Genomic DNA, 17118 nt, shown 5'->3' with positions numbered 1-17118 from the left:
GGCACCACAGTGCTGCACAAGAGGGGCCGAGGAGACAACTCGTACACAACCAGATCAACATTCATAAATAGCATCTCAAGATGCATTTCCCAGAGCGCCGGCAAGTCCGGCGCTTTTTTTATGCCTGCGGCCAGCCTGCTGCGGCACCTGGGCGGTGCGACAATCGCCGCCCTATGGAATGGATCATCGTCTCGCTGGCCTCGATGCTGGCCGGCTTCGTGGACGCCATCGTGGGCGGCGGGGGCCTCATCTTGCTGCCCGCGCTGTTCGCCACCTTCCCCACCGCACCGCCCGCCACGCTGCTGGGCACCAACAAGAGCGCCTCGGTCTGGGGCACGGCCATGTCCACCTGGCAGTACGGCCGCAAGGTGCAGCTGCCCTGGCGCGCGATGATGCCGGCGGCCTGCGTGGGCATGGCGGGCTCCTTTGCGGGCGCCTGGGCCGTCACGCAGATCTCCCCCGATTTCCTGCGCCGGCTGCTGCCGCTGGTGCTGCTGGGCGTGCTGGTCTACACGCTGGCGCGCAAGGACATGGGCCGCCACCACACGCCGCACTATTCGGGCCGCGCCGAGACGCTGATCGCCTGCGCCATCGGCCTGGTGATTGGTTTCTACGACGGTTTCTTCGGCCCCGGCACGGGCAGCTTCTTCGTGTTCCTGTTCGTGCGGCTGATGGGCTATGACTTCCTGAACGCATCGGCCTCGGCCAAGCTGCTGAACATGGCCACCAACCTGGCGGCGCTGGCGCTGTTCGCGCTCAAGGGCCATATCTGGTGGCACCTGGCCGTGCCCATGGCGGTGGCCAATGTGCTGGGCGCCATGCTGGGCACGCACATGGCCCTGCGCCATGGAACGGGCTTTGTGCGCGGCATTTTCATCGGCGTGGTGAGCCTGCTGATCCTCAAGACCGGCTACGACGCCTTCATCGCCTGAGCACGGGCCAGCGGCGTTCGCAACACCTGCCATCGGCGTTGGCGACGGCAACCTTCTATAATTGCCGACTTTTCGCCTTGAGCTGCGGCGGCTGGTGCATGTCGCACCCCTGCCAGCGGCCGTACCCGACCAGCCGACCAGCCGCAAAAAACCGGCCCCGCCGTCCATGGCCCACGCACTGATGCGTGCCTTGGCCTTGGCGCTTTCTTCATGCTGCGGCGCCGGGGTCAGGTCTTGAGCGACAGCCCAGGAGTTCCATGAAACGCTTTACCGTCATCGCCGCCGCCGCGCTGGCCCTGTGGACCGCCGCCGGCGTTCAGGCCCGCCCCTTCGACGCCATCCAGAAGGAAGGCACGCTTCGCCTGGCCACCGAGGGCTACTACGCGCCCTTCGCCCATTTCGAGGGCAAGCAGCTGACCGGCTTCGAAGTCGAGCTGGCCCAGATGATGGCCGCCAAGATGGGCGTGAAGTACGAGTGGAAGACCATCAGCTTCGACGCCCTGCTCACCGGCCTGCAGCAGGACCGCTGGGATCTGGTGATCTCCTCGCACGGCATCACGCCCGAGCGCGAGAAGGCCGTGACCTTCACCCAGCCCCATTACTGCTCGGGCGCCATCGTGATGTCGCTGGACCCGGCCATCCGCTCGGCCAAGGACCTGGCAGGCAAGACGGTGTCGGTGCAGACCGGCACCACCTATATGCAGTACATGGAGAAGAACCTGCCCGGCATCAAGCGCCTGGTCAACTTCCCCACCAACGAGGCCGCCCGCAATGCGCTGCTGTCCAAGCGCGTGGACGCCTGGGTGACCGAACGCTTCATCGCCAAGGAACTGCAGCAAAAGAACCCCAATGCCCAGCTCAAGCAGGGCGAGTTGCTGCTGGTCGAGCGCATTGCCGCCGCCGTGGCCAAGGACAACAAGTCGCTGGCCGATGCCTGGAACAAGGCCTTCAAGGAAGCCCTGGCCGACGGCAGCTACGCCAAGCTGTCGCAGAAATACTTCCACGAAGACATCCGCTGCCCTGACTGAGGCCCCGGGCAGATCTGCCCGACCGGCGCCCACTTGCAGGGCGCCTTTTTGTTTCTAGCCCACCTATGCTTACCGTCCTCTGGCCCGCCCACTGGAGCCGCTCGCAGCGCAGCAACGCCACCCTGGTCACGGCCCTGCTGCTGATGGTGCTCGTGGTTTCGCTGCTGGGGCAACTGCTGTCCCTGCTGCCCGAGCCCATAGGCTCCAATGCCGACACCTTCGCCGAAGGCGCGCGCACCACGCTGTACCTGACGCTGGTCAGCGGCGCCGCCGGCCTGGTGCTGGGCATCGCCGCCGCGCTGGCGCGCACCTCGCGCACGGCCGCCCTGCGCTGGGCCGCGGGCTTTTACGTCTGGGCGATCCGCGGCACGCCGCTGCTGGTGCAGATCCTGTTCATCTACTTCGCGCTGCCGGTGCTGATCCCGGGCCTGAACCTGCCCGACTTCGCAGCCGCCTGCATTGCACTGGCGCTGAACGTGGGCGCCTACAACGCCGAAGCCGTGCGCGCCGGCCTGCAGGCCGTGCCGCGCGGCCAGGCCGAGGCCGCACGCGCCCTGGGCCTGCCGCGCATCTGCGTCTTCATGGACGTGGTGTTCCCGCAGGCCTTCAAGATCTCGCTGCCGCCGCTGGTGAGCAACTTCGTGGCCCTGCTCAAGGATTCGTCGCTGGCGTACGCCATCGGCGTGGTGGAGCTGACCAATGTGGGCAACCGCATCCAGTCGGCCACCTTCCAGCCCGTGGAGACCCTGGTCACCGTGGGCGTGACCTACCTGGTGCTGACCACGCTGGTGACCCAGGTCACGGCTGCCGTGGAGTACCGCTTCGACGTGGAGGGCCGCCACAAATGAGCGCCGACAAGCTGGCACGGGGCATGCCCTACATCGTGGCCGAGAAGGTCACCAAGTCCTTCGGCAGCCACCAGGTGCTCAAGGGCGTTTCCACGCAGTTCTGCACGGGCGAGGTGACGGTGATCATCGGCGCCTCGGGCTCGGGCAAGTCCACGCTGCTGCGCGCCATCAACCGGCTGGAGCCGCACGATGGCGGGCGCATCACCATCGACGGCGTCGAAGTCACCGACAACGAAGCCACGCTGCAAAAGCAGCGCTGCGAAGTGGGCATGGTGTTCCAGCAGTTCAATCTGTTCGGCCACATGACGGTGCTGGACAACGTGACCCTGGCGCCGCGCCGCATCCACAAGACGCCGCGCGCCCAGGCCAATGCCAAGGCCATGGCCCTGCTGGAGCGCGTGGGCATGCAGGCCCATGCCCACAAGTACCCGTGGCAGCTGTCGGGCGGCCAGCAGCAGCGCGTGGCCATTGCCCGCGCCCTGGCCATGGAGCCGCAGGTGATGCTGTTCGACGAGCCCACCAGCGCGCTGGACCCGGAGATGGTCCAGGAAGTGCTGGACGTGATGCGCGAGCTGGCACGCGGCGGCATGACCATGATCGTGGTCACCCACGAAATGGGCTTCGCCCGCGAGGTCGCCGACCGCGTGATGTTCTTCGACCAGGGCTGCATCGCCCACGAGGCCCCACCGGCCGAGTTCTTCGGCAACCCGGCCAGCGAGCGGATCGCGGCGTTCATCGGGCGCATGGGGCATTGAGGCCTGGGCCTGCGCACGCAGGCTGCTCAAGAAAACAAAGAGCCGGCAATGCCGGCTCTTTTGCTTTCTCAATCCTCCAGCTCGCCAGCAGACGGCGGCGGCAGAGCGGCAGCGCGGTTGGATGCCACGGGCGCCGATGCCTCGGGCGGCTCGTAGCGCGGCAGGCCGGGCAGGTTCACGGTTTCTGCGTCCAGCGTGATTTCGGAGACGCGGCGCGGGGCGCCTATGGGCACGCCGGCCTGGCCCTTGCGCATGGCGGCCATGTCCTCCAGGCTGGGGTAGCGGCCCAGCAGCCAGTAGTCGAACACGCGGCGTGCCAGCGGCGCGGCGGCGGCGGCGCCAAAGCCGGCGTTCTCCACGATGACGGCGACGGCGATGGTGGGGTTGTCGGCCGGCGCGTAGGCGATGTACAGCGAGTGGTCGCGCTGGAACTCGGACAGGCGCGAGGCGTTGTACTTCTCGTTCTGGCGCACGCCCACGGCCTGGGCCGTGCCGGTCTTGCCGGTGGAGGTGTAGGGCGCGTTGCCGAAGATGCCGCGCGAGGTGCCCTCCACCGTCACGGCGGCCACGGCGGCGCGCACGGCTTCCACGTTCTCGGGCTTGTAGCCCATGCTGGTGCCGGGGTCCTTGTTGATGGCCGAGAACTGCTGCGTCACGGCATCGACACGTCCCACGGCCAGGTGGGGCCGGTGCTTGACGCCCTTGGCCGCCAGCGTGGACATGGCGTTGGCCAGCTGCAGGATGGTGAAGTTGTTGTAGCCCTGGCCGATGCCCAGCGAGATGGTCTCGCCCGCGTACCACTTCTTCTGCTCGGGCCGCTTGTAGGTGTTGCGCTTCCACTCGGTGCTGGGCAGCACGCCGCGCGCCTCGCCACGCACGTCGATGCCGGTGATCTGGCCGAAGCCCAGCGGCTTCATGTAGTCGTGGATCATGTCCACGCCCATGTCGTTGGCCAGCATGTAGTAGTACACGTTGGACGACTTGATGATGGAGCGGCGCAGATTGGTCGGCCCGTTGGGGTGGCCCGAGCGGAAGGTATGGCCGCCGAAGGTCCAGCTGCCGTTGTCCATGATGGTGGTGTCGGGGCGGCGCTTGCCCGACTCCAGCGCGGCAATCGCCATGAAGGGCTTGTAGGTGGAGCCCGGCGGATAGGTGCCCCGCAGCGCGCGGTTGAGCAGCGGGCGGTTGATGGATTCGTTGAGCGCGGCCCAGCTTTCCTGGTCGATGCCATCGACGAAGAGATTCAGGTCGAAGGTCGGGCGGCTGACCATGGCCAGCAGCTCGCCGCTGCGCGGATCGATGGCCACCAGGGCGCCACGGCGGTCGCCGTACAGCTCCTCCACCATGCGCTGCAGCTTGATGTCCAGCGACAGCACCAGGCTGTCGCCCGGCGTGGCGGGGCGGCTGCCGAGCTTGCGCACGGCATGGCCGCCGGCCGAGGTTTCCATCTCTTCCCAGCCGGTCTGGCCGTGCAGGTCGGTTTCGTAGCTCTGCTCCACGCCCAGCTTGCCGATGACGTCGGTGCCCCGGTAGTTGGCGGCGTCGTCGGAGTCTTCCAGTGCTTCCTTCTCGCGCTGGTTGATGCGGCCTATGTAGCCGATGACATGGCTGGCCGTGTCCTGCATGGGGTAGGTGCGGAACAGCCGCGCCTTGATGTCCACGCCCGGGAAGCGGTAGCGCTGCGCGGCGAAGCGCGCGACCTCGTCATCGGTCAGGCGCGTGCGGATGGGCAGGGAGTCGAAGCTGCGGGAATCATCCACCAGGCGCTTGAACTTGCGGCGGTCGCGCGGCGTGATCTCGACGATCTCGGCCAGGCCGTCGATGGTCTCTTCAAGGTTGCCCGCGCGCGAGGGCATGATCTCCAGCGTATAGGCCGAGTAGTTGGTGGCCAGCACCACGCCGTTGCGGTCCAGGATCTGGCCCCGGTTGGGCACGATGGGCACCACGGCCGTGCGATTGCTTTCGGCGCGCTCGGCCAGCTCCTCATGGCGCTGCACCTGCAGCACCAGCAGCCGCGCCACCACCAGCCCGAAGGCCAGCAGCACCACCACGCTCATCACCCATGTGCGCAGCCTGAATCGCTGCAGCTCGGCTTCTGTATTGCGGATTTCCATCACGCGTCAAGCCTCACAGAGGACGGTTCTCGTCACTGTCCGGCGGACGGCGCTGCGGCGCCAGCAGCAGGCCGCTGACCAGGGGCCACAGCAGGGCCTCGATCAGGGGGGCCACCACCACCAGCGGGCCGGGCACGATGCCGCCGGCCAGCATGCGCAGCAGCACCTGCAGGCCATGCACCACGGCGAACAGGGGCAGCAGGTGCAGCGCCTGCACGGGCGTGGAGAACCAGGACAGGCGCCGGCCCATGGCGCCGGCCGCAAACACCAGCAGCGCATAGGCCAGCGCATGCTGGCCCAGCAGGGAGGAGCGGTCCACATCCATGCACAGGCCCAGCAAAAAGGCCACGCCCATGCCCACGCGCTGGGGTTGGTTCAGCGCCCAGAAGGCCAGCAGCACCATCAGCAGGTCGGGCTGCCAGGCCTGGCGGCCCAGCGGCAGCATGTTGAGTGCCAGCGCCGCCAGCAGGCTGACGACGATGAACAGGGGGTTGACCGGCAGCAGCAGCTGCTGGCCGCGCGGCATGATCATGCGGGCTCCTTCCTGGAGGAGGCGGGTGCGGCGGGAGCAGCAGGTGCTGCAGGCGTGGCCGGTGCATCTGTCTTCCCGGCCTTGCCGTCCTTGGAGGCTTCCTTGCCCTTGCCGTCCTTGGCCTTGTCTTTTTCCTTGCCCTTGTCTTTTTCCTTGCCCTTGCCGGCGCGCAGGGGTTCGGCGGCGCCTTCCGCCTCGGGGTGGGTGGCGCGGTCCAGCGGCTTGAGCACCACCACGTGGCGCACGCCCTGCACGCGGCCCACGGGCTCGCAGTAGATGCGCGAGAAGGCCGAGTCGGCGCGGCGCTCCACCGAGACCACCTTGGCCACGGGCAGGCCCGGCGGGTACAGGCCATCGACGCCGCTGGTGGTCAGCAGGTCGCCTTCCTGGACATCGGCATTGCTGGGCATGAAGCGCAGCTCGATGCCGCCGGTGCGCAGCGGCGACGGATCGCCATAGGCCACGCTGCGCGCGCCGGTGCGCGGGTTGAAGACGGGAATGGCCTGGTCGCGGTCGATGAGCAGGGTGACTTCGGCACGCAGCGGATACACGCGCGTGACCTGGCCGACCACGCCCTTTTCATCGAGCACGGGCGAGCCCTGGTCGATACCATCCACCTGGCCGCGGTCAATGACCACGCGGCGCGTATAGAGGTCGGGGCTGTCGTAGACCACCTCGGCAGCGGTGCCGGGCGTGGTGAGGCGATCGCGCAGCTGCAGCAGCTCGCGCAGGTGGTCGTTTTCCTGGATCAGCTCGTCGGCCAGCGATGCACGCTGGGCCATGGCCACCAGTTCCTTGCGCGCGGCCTGTTCGCGGGCCTGGGCATCGTCCAGCGAGCCCAGGTAGCGGCTGGCGTCGTGCACGGCCTGCACCGGCTTGAGCATCACCCATTGCACGGGGTACAGCACGGTGGCCACGGCCACGCGCACGGGATCGGTGATCCTGAAACGCGCATCGGCCACCATCAGGAACAGCGCCAGGGCGCTGTACAGGGCCAGTTGCGAGACCCGCGAGGGCCGCCGCTTGAACAGCGAGGGCGCCGAGTGGTCCAGGGTATTGGGATTCATGCGGCCCTCCCGCGTGGCAGGGCCTGCCCTGCCGCACTTGCTGCAGCCTGGAAAGCACGGGCCGGTCCCGGTGCGAAGGAAGGCAGGGCAAGCATGCAGGTCACCACGGAAGGGGGAGAAAAATCGTTGCAGTCAGACGGCTGCGGCCCCGGGCCCGCGACAACGGGCCCCGGCCTGCGCCGCATCAGTCGCTGGTGAAGATGCTGCCCTGGCGGTCCATGGTCTCCAGCGCCATGCCGCAGCCGCGCACCACGCAGGTCAGCGGCTCTTCGGCCACCAGCACGGGCAGGCCGGTTTCTTCGGCCAGCAGGCGGTCCAGGTCACGCAGCAGCGCGCCGCCGCCGGTGAGCATCATGCCGCGCTCGGCAATGTCGGCGCCCAGCTCGGGCGGTGTCTGCTCCAGCGCGTTCTTGACGGCGCTGACGATCTGGTTGAGCGGATCGGTCAGGGCTTCCAGCACCTCGTTGGACGAGATGGTGAAGCTGCGCGGCACGCCTTCGGAGAGGTTGCGGCCCTTGACTTCCATCTCCTTGACTTCGGAGCCGGGGAAGGCCGAGCCGATGTTCTTCTTGATGGACTCGGCCGTGGGCTCGCCGATCAGCATGCCGTAGTTGCGGCGGATGTAGCTGATGATGGCTTCGTCGAACTTGTCGCCGCCCACGCGCACGGAGCCCTTGTAGACCATGCCGCCCAGCGAGATCACGCCGACTTCGGTGGTGCCGCCACCGATGTCCACCACCATGGAGCCCGAAGCCTCGGACACCGGCAGGCCGGCGCCGATGCCGGCAGCCATGGGTTCCTCGATCAGGTAGACGGAGGTGGCGCCTGCCGCCTCGGCCGCGTCCTTGATGGCGCGGCGCTCGACCTGGGTGGAGCCGCAGGGCACGCAGATGATGATGCGCGGGCTGGGCGTGAGCACCGAGCGCGGATGCACCATCTTGATGAACTGCTTGATCATCTGCTCCGTGATGACGAAGTCGGCAATCACGCCGTCCTTCATCGGGCGGATGGCCTCGATGTTGCCGGGCACCTTGCCCAGCATGGCCTTGGCCTCGCGGCCCACCGCCTGGATCACCTTCTTGCCGTGCGGCCCGCCTTCGTGGCGGATGGCGACAACGGAGGGTTCGTCCAGAACAATGCCCTTGTCGCGGGCGAAAATCAGGGTGTTGGCTGTGCCAAGATCAATGGCAAGGTCGGTGGAGAAATACCGACGGAAAGCTCCGAACATTACGAGAGTCCTCTCAGGCACGGCATGCTCGTCGGCCTGCCATCGCCGGGATGAAAGTTAGGGAGTCTGGATGGGGTTGGCTTTTCGCACAATGACCGGCTCGGAGAGGGTATTGCGGCAAAGCCGAGATAATACCGTATCCCCTGTGAATAACTTCTACTGCCGGGGCTTGAAATACGGGTTTACATCCCGTTGCCCCCTTCAAAAATCCTATGGCACTGAACGCACAAGACATCGCACGCATCGCGAACCTGGCACGACTTGAGCTCTCCTCCACCGAGAGTGAGCGCATGCTAGGCCAGCTCAATGATTTTTTCGGCATCGTGGAGAAGATGCAGGCTGTGGATACTTCAGGCGTCAGCCCGCTGTCACATCCGGTCGCCGCCATCCAGGACATTGCCCTGCGTCTTCGCGAGGACATTGCCAGCGAGCCCGACCAGCGCGACGCCAACCAGCGCAGCGCACCGGCCGTCGAGCGCGGCCTGTTCCTGGTCCCCAAGGTGATCGAGTAAGCGCCGCGCGCCCTCGTCACTGGCATCCGTCCCCGTTTTCCGCACCCCATACATGACCCAGCAAACCACTGATCTGCACACGCTCGGCGTGTCGGCCCTGTCGGCCCTGCTGCGCGAGCGCAAGCTCGGCGCCGTCGAAGCCGCCCAGCACTTCCTGGCCCGCGCCCAGGCGCACCAGAACCTGGGCGCCTTCGTCAGCATCGACGAAGAGGCCACCCTGGCCCAGGCCCGCGCTGCCGACGCCCTGATTGCCCAGGGCAAGGGCGGCCGCCTGGCTGGCGTGCCCATTGCGCACAAGGACATCTTCGTCACGCGCGATTTCCCGACCACGGCCTCCAGCAAGATGCTGGCCGGCTACCGTTCGCCCTTCGACGCCACCGTGGTGACGCGCCTGGCCGAGGCCGGCGCCGTGACGCTGGGCAAGCTCAACTGCGATGAATTCGCCATGGGCTCGGCCAACGAGAACTCGGCCATCGCGCCCGTGGGCTTCGACGCCCCCGCGCCCGTGCGCAACCCCTGGAACACGGACCGCGTGCCCGGCGGCTCCTCGGGCGGCTCGGCCGTGGCCGTGGCCGCCGGCCTGGCGCCCGCCGTCACCGGCACCGACACGGGCGGCTCCATCCGCCAGCCCGCATCGTTTTGCGGCATCACGGGCATCAAGCCCACCTATGGCCGCGCCAGCCGCTACGGCATGATCGCCTTCGCCTCCAGCCTGGACCAGGCCGGTCCCATGGGCAAGAGCGCCGAGGACTGCGCCCTGCTGCTGTCCGAGATGTGCGGCCCCGACCTGGACCGCGACTCCACCAGCCTGGACGTGCCCGCCGAGGACTTCACGGCCCGCCTGAACGACGGCATCGAAGGCCTGCGCATCGGCATCCCCGCCGAGTTCTTCGGCGAAGGCCTGTCGGCCGACGTGCGCGCCGCCGTGGATGGCGCGCTCAAGGAATACGAGAAGCTGGGCGCCCGCCTGGTGCCGATCTCGCTGCCGCGCACCGAGCTGTCGATTCCCGTGTACTACATCCTGGCCCCGGCCGAGGCATCGTCCAACCTGTCGCGCTTCGACGGCGTGAAGTTCGGCCACCGCGCCAAGGACTACACGGACCTGGTGGACATGTACAAGAAGACCCGCGCCGAAGGCTTCGGCGACGAGGTCAAGCGCCGCATCATGATCGGCGCCTATGTGCTGTCCGAGGGCTACTACGACGCCTACTACCTGCAGGCGCAGAAGATCCGCCGCATGATCGCCGACGACTTCCAGGCCGCCTTCCAGCAGTGCGACGTGATCGCCGGCCCCGCCGCGCCCACCGTGGCCTGGCAGCTGGGCGGAAAGAGCGACCCGCTGGCCAACTACCTGGCCGACATCTTCACGCTGCCCGCATCGCTGGCCGGCCTGCCCGGCATGAGCGTGCCCGCTGGCTTTGGCGAGGCCGGCATGCCCGTGGGCCTGCAGCTGATCGGCAACTACTTCAAGGAAGGCCAGTTGCTCAACGCCGCCCACCGCTTCCAGCAGGCCACCGACTTCCACCTTCAAGCTCCGAAGGGCATCTGATACCCCATGACCGCGAAACTCATCCAGGGCTATGAAGTCGTCATCGGCTTCGAGACCCACGCCCAGCTGGCCACCCAGTCCAAGATCTTCAGCCGCGCCAGCACCGCCTTCGGCGCCGAGCCCAACACCCAGGCCTGCGCCGTGGACATGGCGCTGCCCGGCACGCTGCCGGTGATGAACAAAAAGGCCGTCGAGTGCGCCATCCGGCTCGGCCTGGCGCTGGGCTCGCACATTGCGCCGCGCAGCATCTTCGCGCGCAAGAACTACTTCTACCCCGACCTGCCCAAGGGCTACCAGATCTCGCAGTTCGAGATTCCCGTGGTCCAGGGCGGCGAGGTGTCCTTCTTCCTCGGCGACGAGAAGAAGACCATCCGCCTGGTGCGCGCCCACCTGGAGGAAGACGCCGGCAAGTCGCTGCACGAGGACTTCATCGGCCAGTCGGGCATCGATCTGAACCGCGCCGGCACGCCGCTGCTGGAGATCGTGACCGAGCCCGACATCCGCAGCACGGAAGAAGCCGTGGCCTACGCCAAGACGCTGCACCAGATCGTGACCTGGATCGGCATCTGCGACGGCAACATGCAGGAAGGGAGCTTTCGCTGCGACGCCAACGTCTCCGTGCGCAAGCCCGGCCAGCCGCTGGGCACGCGCCGCGAGATCAAGAACCTCAACAGCTTCAAGAACATGCAGCTGGCCATCGACTACGAGATCCGCTGGCAGATCGAGGAAATCGAGGACGGCCGCCGCATCCAGCAGGCCACCGTGCTGTTCGACCCCGACACGGGCGAGACGCGCTCCATGCGCACCAAGGAAGATGCGGCCGACTACCGCTACTTCCCCGACCCGGACCTGCCGCCGCTGGTGGTCGCGCCCGAGTGGGTGGAACAGGTCAGGGCCGACATGCCCGAGCTGCCGCGCGCCATGGCCGCGCGCTTTGTCGAGCAGTACGCCCTGCCCGAGTACGACGCCACCACGCTGACGCAAAGCCAGGCCATGGCCGCCTACTTCGAGGACACGGCCCGGGCCTGCAATGCGCCCAAGCTGGCCAGCAACTGGATCATGGGCGAGATCTCGCGCCGCCTGAACACCGAGGAAATCGGCATGGAGGCCGCCAAGGTCTCCAGCGCCCAGCTGGCCGCGCTGATCCAGCGCATCGGCGACGGCACCATCTCCAACAACGCCGCCAAGCAGGTCTTCGAGGCGCTGTGGAGCGGTGAAGGCAGCGATGTCGATGCCATCATCGAGGCCAAGGGCCTCAAGCAGATGAACGACACGGGCGCCATGGAGAAGATCATCGACGAGGTGATCGCCGCCAACCCGGCCAACGTGGAGCAGTACCGCGCAGGCAAGGACAAGGCCTTCAACGCCCTGGTCGGCCAGGTCATGAAGGCTTCCAAGGGCAAGGCCAACCCGGCGCAGGTCAACGAGCTGCTCAAGGCCAAGCTGGCCTGACCGGCCGCAGCGGGCGCCCCCACGCGCTCCGGGGGGCGCCTGCCTCAATCCACCGAGGCGCCCGACTGCCGTACGGCCTGGCCCCACTGCGTGATCTCGGAGGCCACGAAGGCATCCATCTCGCGGGGCGTGGTGGGCGCAGCCTCCGAGCCCCGATCGCTGATGAACTTGCGCATCTCGGGGCTGCGCAGGATGGCCACGGCCTCGCGGTTGAGCCGGTCGATCACTTCCTGCGGCGTGCCCCTGGGGGCCATCAGGCCCAGCCAGCCCACGGCCTCGAAGCCCCGGAACTCGGGCAGGCCCGATTCGGCAATGGCCGGCACCTCGGGCAGCTGGCTGGAGCGGGCGCTGGAGGTCACACCCAGCGGCACCGCCTTGCCCGCCTGGATATTCGGCAGGGCGGCCGTCACCGAGTCCACCATCAGCGGCACCTGGCCGCCCACGAAGTCCGCCTGCGCGGGGCCGCTGCCCTTGTAGGGGATGTGCTCTATCTGTATCTTGGCGCGCGCCTTGACCATCTCGGCGCTCAGGTGCTGGGTGCCGCCGATGCCGGCGCTGGCGTAGTTCCAGCGGCCCGGCTCGGCACGCGCCTTGTCCACCAGATCTTTCATGGATTGGATGCCAGCACCCGGGTGCGCCAGGAACACCAGCGGCACCTTGGCGATCAGCGTGATGCCCACCAGGTCGGTGCGCGGGTCGAAGTTGACCTTCTTGTACAGCGTCTGGTTCACGGCCATGGCACTGCCGGCCACGAGCAGCGTGTAGCCGTCGGCCGGGCTGCGCACCACCTGCTCGCTGCCGATGTTGCTGCCGGCCCCGGCCTTGTTCTCCACCACCAGCGGCTGGCCCAGCTTCTGGGCGAGCTTTTCAGCCAGCGCGCGCGCAAAGATGTCCGTGGCCTGCCCGGGCGGGAAGGGCACGACCAGGCGGATGGGCTTGTCGGGATAGGCGGCGCTGGCCGGCATGGCCAAGGCGGCGGCCGCGCAGGCTGCGGCGGCCAGAATGATCTGTTTCATGGTGTCGTTGTCTCCTGCGGGCCAGTTTAGCGGCGGCATGCCCGCTGCACCCGCACGCCGCTGTCCCGCAGCCAACAGCGCGCCAGGCCATCTGCCGGAACAATCGGCGCACACCACAGGAGACTCCATGACCGCCAACACCGACCGCCTGCACATCCCCGGCCTGCCCTGGGCCGACTCCCCTGAAACCGTGGGCCTGGGCAGCGCGCGCCTGGCGCGCCTGTCGGCCCGGCTGCAGCGCGGCGTGGACACCGGCGAGATCCCGGGCGCCGTGGCCCTGGTGGCGCGGCGCGGCAAGCTGGCCTACCTGGAGAGCTTCGGCCTGCTGGACCCCGAGGCCGGCACGGCCATGCGGCCCGATGCCATCTTCCGCATCGCCTCCATGAGCAAGCCCATCACCTCGCTGGCCATCATGATGCTGGCCGAGCAGGGGCGGCTGTCCATCATCGAGCCTGTGGAGCAGTACCTGCCCGAGCTGGCCGCGCTGCGCGTGGGCCTGGAGCGCGCGCAGCTGGCGCGGCCCATCACGCTGCAGGACCTGCTGCGCCACACCTCCGGCATTCCCTATGGATTCGCCGGCACCGAACACCCCGTCAAGAAGATGTACCTGGATGCGGGCCTGTTCAGCGGCAAGTTCACCAATGCGCAGTTCATCACCAGGCTCGCGCAGCTGCCGCTGGTGGCCCAGCCCGGCGAGACCTGGGAATACGGCATGTCCACCGACGTGCTGGGCCGCGTGGTCGAGGTGGTCAGCGGCCAGACGCTGGCCACCTTCGTGCGCGATCACATCACCGGGCCGCTGGGCATGGCCGACACGGGCTTTCATGCGCCCGACAGCGAGATCGCACGGGCCGCCCGGCCCCAGCCCGAAGGGCCGCAGAAACAGATGCCGCCCATCCCCCCGGTCACGCGCGCCATGATGTTCGAGTCGGGCGGCGGGGGCATGGTCTCGACCATGGCCGACTATGCGCGGCTGTGCCTGTTCTGGTGCAACGGCGGCACGCTGGACGGCGTGCGCCTGGTCTCGCGCAAGACCGTGGAGCTGATGACCACCAACCACCTGCCCGCCAGCGTGCGCATGGGGCCGGATATGGCGTATTTCGGCGCCCAGCTGCCCTCGCCCGAGGTGGGCCAGGGCTTCGGCCTGGGCTTTGCGGTGCGCACGGCGCCCGGCCTCAACCCGCTGCCGGGCAGCGTGGGCGATTTTTCATGGAGCGGCATCTACGGCACCTTCTTCTGGGTGGATCCGAAGGAGGATTTGTTCGCCATCCTCATGATGCAGTCCATGGCCCAGCGCATTCCCTACCGCTGGGTGATGCGCGAGGGCGTGTACCAGTCCGTGGTGGACTGAGCCGGCAGGCGCGCCGCACCGAAAGGGTGCAAAGCCCATGCTGCCAGCAAGAGCGGCGTCCCTTCCTAAAATGACGCGCTTTTGCAGCCCTGCCCCGGGGCCGCGCAGGCAAAGACAAAAAGACAACAAGGCCATGGGCTGGAACAGAAAAGCATGGGGGCCGGTGGTGCCACGCCCCGCGCCTGCGGACATGTGGCGCGTGGCCATGGGCTCCATCGTGGGCATGGGGCTGGCCACGGCCCTGGTCTGGCTGGCGCATGCGGGCACCTGGGATCTTCCCCTGCGCCTGTTCGCGCCACTGGGTGCCACGGCCGTGCTGCTGTTCGCCGTGCCCACCAGCCCGCTGGCCCAGCCCTGGTCCTGCGTGGTGGGCAATACGGTGTCAGCGCTCTGGGCCCTGTTCGTGCTGCAGTGGTGCCCGCCCCAGCTGGCCCCTGCGCTGGCCGTGGGTGGCGCCATAGGCTGCATGCTGCTGACGCGCTCGCTGCACCCGCCAGGTGGCGCCATGGCCCTGCTGACGGTGCTCAACGCCAAGGCCTCGCTGGCCGCCGGCTGGATGCTGCCCTTCCTGCCCGTGGGCGCGCTGACACTGGGGCTGGTCCTGGCGGCCACGGCGCTCCACCGCGCCACGGGCCGGCGCTACCCCCACCATGCCGACACGGCGCCCAAGGCCGCGCCCGCCGATGCGGCCCACCGCCATGCCTCGCGCCTGGGCCTGTCCCATGCCGATCTGGAGGGGCTGCTGCTGCGCTTCGGCCAGGAAAACAACCTGGAAGCCGATGACCTGGCCGAGCTGCTGGCCGCCGCCGAGGAAACCGCCATCGAGCACCGCCTGGGCGGCGTGCGCTGCGCCCAGCTGATGACGCGCGATCCCTTGAGCTGCTCCATGGACGACGACGTGCACGCCGTGGCCGCACGCTTTCGCGCGCACCCGGCCAAGAGCCTGCCGGTGCTGGACGCCGATGGCGGCCTGGCCGGCACGGTCTCCCGCGCCGAGCTGTACGAGTGGCTGTGGATGAGCCCCGTGCGCCCGGCCGAATCTGCGGCAAAACCTTCTTTGTTGAACTGGCTGGGCCAGCGCCTGCCCGGCAAGACCCGGGCCGCGCCCCGCCTGTCGGAGCTGCCCCAGCTGGTTCATGCGCCTGAACTCAGCGTGGACGAAGACACGCCCGTGGGCCAGTTGCTCAACGCCCTGGCCCGGCACAGCGTGCCCTGCATTCCCGTGATGCGCGAAGGCCGGCTGACCGGCCTGATCACGCGCACGGATCTGATGCGGCTGCTGCTGCAGCCGGGCAGACAGGGCGACCCGGCAATGCGCCCGTTTCAGGAAGCGCGCCCAAGCGCAGCATCCTGAAACCTGGCCATCAGAACAGCACGCGGCAGCGGATGGTGCCCGGAACCTGGGTCAACTTTTCCACGGCCAGACCCGAGGACTGGGCCGCCAGGTCGATCACCACATAGCCCACCTTCTCGTCGGTGCGCAGGTACTGGCCGGCGATGTTGATGCCGTTCTCGGCAAACACCTGGTTGATGGCCGACAGCACGCCGGGCTGGTTGTGGTGCACGTGCAGGATGCGGTTCTGGCCGGGGTGGGCGGGCAGGGCCACTTCGGGGAAGTTCACCGCCGAGGTGGTGGTGCCGTTGTCGCTGTACTTGACCAGCTTCTCGGCCACTTCCAGGCCGATGTTGGCCTGGGCCTCCATGGTGGAGCCGCCCACGTGCGGGGTCAGGATGACGTTGTCCAGGCCGCGCAGGGGCGAGACGAATTCATCCTTGTTGCTGCGCGGCTCGGTGGGGAACACATCGATGGCGGCGCCCAGCAGCTTGCCGGCCTTCAGGGCCTCGGCCAGCGGCTCAATCTCCACCACGGTGCCGCGCGAGGCATTGATCAGGATGGCGCCGGGCTTCATGGCCGCGATTTCCTTGGCGCCGATCATCCACTGGGTGGAGGGCAGCTCGGGCACGTGCAGGGTGACGATGTCGCTGCCGGCCAGCAGATCGGCCAGCGATGCGGCCTGGCGCGCATTGCCCAGCGGCAGCTTGGTGGACACGTCATGGAACAGCACCTGCATGCCCACCGACTCGGCCATCACCGACAGCTGGGTGCCGATGGAGCCGTAGCCCACGATGCCCAGCGTCTTGCCGCGGATTTCGTAGGAATTCTCGGCGCTCTTGAGCCAGCCGCCGCGGTGGGCGGAGGCGTTCTTGGCAGGCACGCCGCGCAGCAGCAGGATGGCTTCGGCCAGCACCAGCTCGGCCACCGAGCGCGTGTTGGAGTAAGGCGCGTTGAAGACCACCACGCCGCGCTCGCGCGCCGCGTCCAGGTCCACCTGGTTGGTGCCGATGCAAAAGCAGCCCACGGCCACGAGCTTTTGCGCGGCGGCGAACACGTCGGCCGTCAGCTGCGTGCGCGAACGGATGCCGACGAAGTGCACGTCGGCGATCTTGCGCTTGAGCTCCTCGCCTTCCAGCGCGCCCGTCACGGTCTCCACATTGGTGTAGCCCGCGTTGCGCAGCACTTCGAGTGCGGAAGGATGGATGCCTTCGAGCAGCAGGAACTTGATCTTCGATTTATCCAGCGACGTTTTGGTCATGGGCGAGCCCTCTCTAGTCAGTCAGAAATCAGAGCGAGCATTACAGCGGATTCGGGAAGCCGCTACAGCCGGTAGGCCCAAAGCCTGCGCGCCCGCAAGCGGGAGAACCATGCGCCCTGCGGCCATGAACGCCCTGCCAT

General features: G+C 67.9%; 15 protein-coding genes. 9 read left to right on the top strand and 6 right to left on the bottom strand.

Going from position 1 to position 17118, the window contains the following annotated elements; all coding sequences use genetic code 11:
- Positions 1-173: 173 nt before the first annotated feature.
- The 4 genes from JHD82_RS14185 to JHD82_RS14170 all read left to right on the top strand — a co-directional run bounded on the left by JHD82_RS14185 (position 174) and on the right by JHD82_RS14170 (position 3563).
- Complete coding sequence (locus tag JHD82_RS14185) at positions 174-932, top strand: TSUP family transporter (RefSeq protein WP_013800226.1); 759 nt, start codon at positions 174-176, stop codon at positions 930-932.
- 257 nt (positions 933-1189) lie between these two features.
- On the top strand, positions 1190-1960 hold the full coding sequence (locus JHD82_RS14180; protein ID WP_013800225.1) for an ABC transporter substrate-binding protein: 771 nt from the start codon (positions 1190-1192) through the stop codon (positions 1958-1960).
- 65 nt (positions 1961-2025) lie between these two features.
- Positions 2026-2808: an amino acid ABC transporter permease gene (locus tag JHD82_RS14175; protein ID WP_012202298.1), complete on the top strand. Its 783-nt coding sequence runs from the start codon at positions 2026-2028 to the stop codon at positions 2806-2808.
- Complete coding sequence (locus tag JHD82_RS14170; RefSeq protein WP_012202297.1) at positions 2805-3563, top strand: amino acid ABC transporter ATP-binding protein; 759 nt, start codon at positions 2805-2807, stop codon at positions 3561-3563. The genes JHD82_RS14175 and JHD82_RS14170 overlap by 4 nt, the downstream gene beginning before the upstream one ends.
- Positions 3564-3631: 68 nt before the next feature.
- Here JHD82_RS14170 and mrdA read toward each other — a convergent pair whose 3' ends face one another.
- The 4 genes from mrdA to JHD82_RS14150 all read right to left on the bottom strand — a co-directional run bounded on the left by mrdA (position 3632) and on the right by JHD82_RS14150 (position 8504).
- The gene (gene mrdA, locus JHD82_RS14165) at positions 3632-5677 is read right to left on the bottom strand and encodes a penicillin-binding protein 2 (protein ID WP_012202296.1); all 2046 of its coding nucleotides are present in this window, start codon (positions 5675-5677) and stop codon (positions 3632-3634) included.
- A gap of 13 nt (positions 5678-5690) precedes the next feature.
- On the bottom strand, positions 5691-6209 hold the full coding sequence (mreD, locus tag JHD82_RS14160) for a rod shape-determining protein MreD (protein WP_012202295.1): 519 nt from the start codon (positions 6207-6209) through the stop codon (positions 5691-5693).
- Complete coding sequence (gene mreC, locus JHD82_RS14155; RefSeq protein WP_199137073.1) at positions 6206-7276, bottom strand: rod shape-determining protein MreC; 1071 nt, start codon at positions 7274-7276, stop codon at positions 6206-6208. Before mreC ends, mreD begins: the two co-directional genes overlap by 4 nt.
- A 184-nt stretch (positions 7277-7460) precedes the next feature.
- Positions 7461-8504 carry a rod shape-determining protein gene (locus tag JHD82_RS14150; RefSeq protein ID WP_012202293.1) on the bottom strand — a complete coding sequence of 348 codons (1044 nt, stop codon included), beginning with the start codon at positions 8502-8504 and terminating at the stop codon, positions 7461-7463.
- Positions 8505-8716: 212 nt separating this feature from the next.
- Here JHD82_RS14150 and gatC point away from each other — a divergent pair, with 212 nt between their 5' ends.
- From gatC to gatB, 3 genes are read left to right on the top strand one after another with little or no spacing between them, the layout of a single operon-like run.
- On the top strand, positions 8717-9016 hold the full coding sequence (gatC, locus tag JHD82_RS14145; RefSeq protein WP_012202292.1) for an Asp-tRNA(Asn)/Glu-tRNA(Gln) amidotransferase subunit GatC: 300 nt from the start codon (positions 8717-8719) through the stop codon (positions 9014-9016).
- Between the two features lie 52 nt (positions 9017-9068).
- Positions 9069-10565, top strand: coding sequence for an Asp-tRNA(Asn)/Glu-tRNA(Gln) amidotransferase subunit GatA (gene gatA, locus JHD82_RS14140; protein ID WP_013800221.1), 1497 nt, complete (start codon positions 9069-9071; stop codon positions 10563-10565).
- A 6-nt stretch (positions 10566-10571) separates the two neighbouring features.
- On the top strand, positions 10572-12017 hold the full coding sequence (gene gatB, locus JHD82_RS14135; protein WP_012202290.1) for an Asp-tRNA(Asn)/Glu-tRNA(Gln) amidotransferase subunit GatB: 1446 nt from the start codon (positions 10572-10574) through the stop codon (positions 12015-12017).
- Between the two features lie 44 nt (positions 12018-12061).
- On the opposite strand, the gene JHD82_RS14130 is transcribed toward gatB, so the two are convergent.
- Positions 12062-13033 (bottom strand): tripartite tricarboxylate transporter substrate binding protein, encoded by a 972-nt coding sequence (locus tag JHD82_RS14130; protein WP_013800220.1) that lies wholly within the window; start codon positions 13031-13033, stop codon positions 12062-12064.
- Between the two features lie 127 nt (positions 13034-13160).
- On the opposite strand from JHD82_RS14130, the gene JHD82_RS14125 reads away from it, so the two are divergent.
- Positions 13161-14384 carry a serine hydrolase gene (locus JHD82_RS14125; RefSeq protein ID WP_199137070.1) on the top strand — a complete coding sequence of 408 codons (1224 nt, stop codon included), beginning with the start codon at positions 13161-13163 and terminating at the stop codon, positions 14382-14384.
- A 163-nt stretch (positions 14385-14547) separates the two neighbouring features.
- Positions 14548-15738: an HPP family protein gene (locus JHD82_RS14120; protein WP_307838100.1), complete on the top strand. Its 1191-nt coding sequence runs from the start codon at positions 14548-14550 to the stop codon at positions 15736-15738.
- Positions 15739-15748: 10 nt separating this feature from the next.
- Here JHD82_RS14120 and serA read toward each other — a convergent pair whose 3' ends face one another.
- Positions 15749-16978 carry a phosphoglycerate dehydrogenase gene (serA, locus tag JHD82_RS14115; protein WP_012202286.1) on the bottom strand — a complete coding sequence of 410 codons (1230 nt, stop codon included), beginning with the start codon at positions 16976-16978 and terminating at the stop codon, positions 15749-15751.
- Positions 16979-17118: the final 140 nt, after the last annotated feature.

This window comes from Delftia sp. ASV31, from assembly GCF_016428765.1.
GTDB lineage: Bacteria > Pseudomonadota > Gammaproteobacteria > Burkholderiales > Burkholderiaceae_C > Comamonas > Comamonas acidovorans.
Note: the sequence above shows the minus strand (reverse complement) of the source record. Positions and strands in the feature narration are given on the sequence as shown.

What these genes read in the sequence shown, in the direction of transcription:
- gatA (WP_013800221.1), top strand. Translation starts at nt 9,069, where the DNA reads ATGACCCAGCAAACCACTGATCTGCACACGCTCGGCGTGTCGGCCCTG.
- JHD82_RS14170 (WP_012202297.1), top strand. Translation starts at nt 2,805, where the DNA reads ATGAGCGCCGACAAGCTGGCACGGGGCATGCCCTACATCGTGGCCGAG.
- JHD82_RS14125 (WP_199137070.1), top strand. Translation starts at nt 13,161, where the DNA reads ATGACCGCCAACACCGACCGCCTGCACATCCCCGGCCTGCCCTGGGCC.
- JHD82_RS14150 (WP_012202293.1), bottom strand. Translation starts at nt 8,504, where the DNA reads ATGTTCGGAGCTTTCCGTCGGTATTTCTCCACCGACCTTGCCATTGAT.
- gatB (WP_012202290.1), top strand. Translation starts at nt 10,572, where the DNA reads ATGACCGCGAAACTCATCCAGGGCTATGAAGTCGTCATCGGCTTCGAG.
- mreD (WP_012202295.1), bottom strand. Translation starts at nt 6,209, where the DNA reads ATGATCATGCCGCGCGGCCAGCAGCTGCTGCTGCCGGTCAACCCCCTG.
- JHD82_RS14180 (WP_013800225.1), top strand. Translation starts at nt 1,190, where the DNA reads ATGAAACGCTTTACCGTCATCGCCGCCGCCGCGCTGGCCCTGTGGACC.
- mrdA (WP_012202296.1), bottom strand. Translation starts at nt 5,677, where the DNA reads ATGGAAATCCGCAATACAGAAGCCGAGCTGCAGCGATTCAGGCTGCGC.
- serA (WP_012202286.1), bottom strand. Translation starts at nt 16,978, where the DNA reads ATGACCAAAACGTCGCTGGATAAATCGAAGATCAAGTTCCTGCTGCTC.
- JHD82_RS14185 (WP_013800226.1), top strand. Translation starts at nt 174, where the DNA reads ATGGAATGGATCATCGTCTCGCTGGCCTCGATGCTGGCCGGCTTCGTG.
- JHD82_RS14175 (WP_012202298.1), top strand. Translation starts at nt 2,026, where the DNA reads ATGCTTACCGTCCTCTGGCCCGCCCACTGGAGCCGCTCGCAGCGCAGC.
- JHD82_RS14130 (WP_013800220.1), bottom strand. Translation starts at nt 13,033, where the DNA reads ATGAAACAGATCATTCTGGCCGCCGCAGCCTGCGCGGCCGCCGCCTTG.
- gatC (WP_012202292.1), top strand. Translation starts at nt 8,717, where the DNA reads ATGGCACTGAACGCACAAGACATCGCACGCATCGCGAACCTGGCACGA.
- mreC (WP_199137073.1), bottom strand. Translation starts at nt 7,276, where the DNA reads ATGAATCCCAATACCCTGGACCACTCGGCGCCCTCGCTGTTCAAGCGG.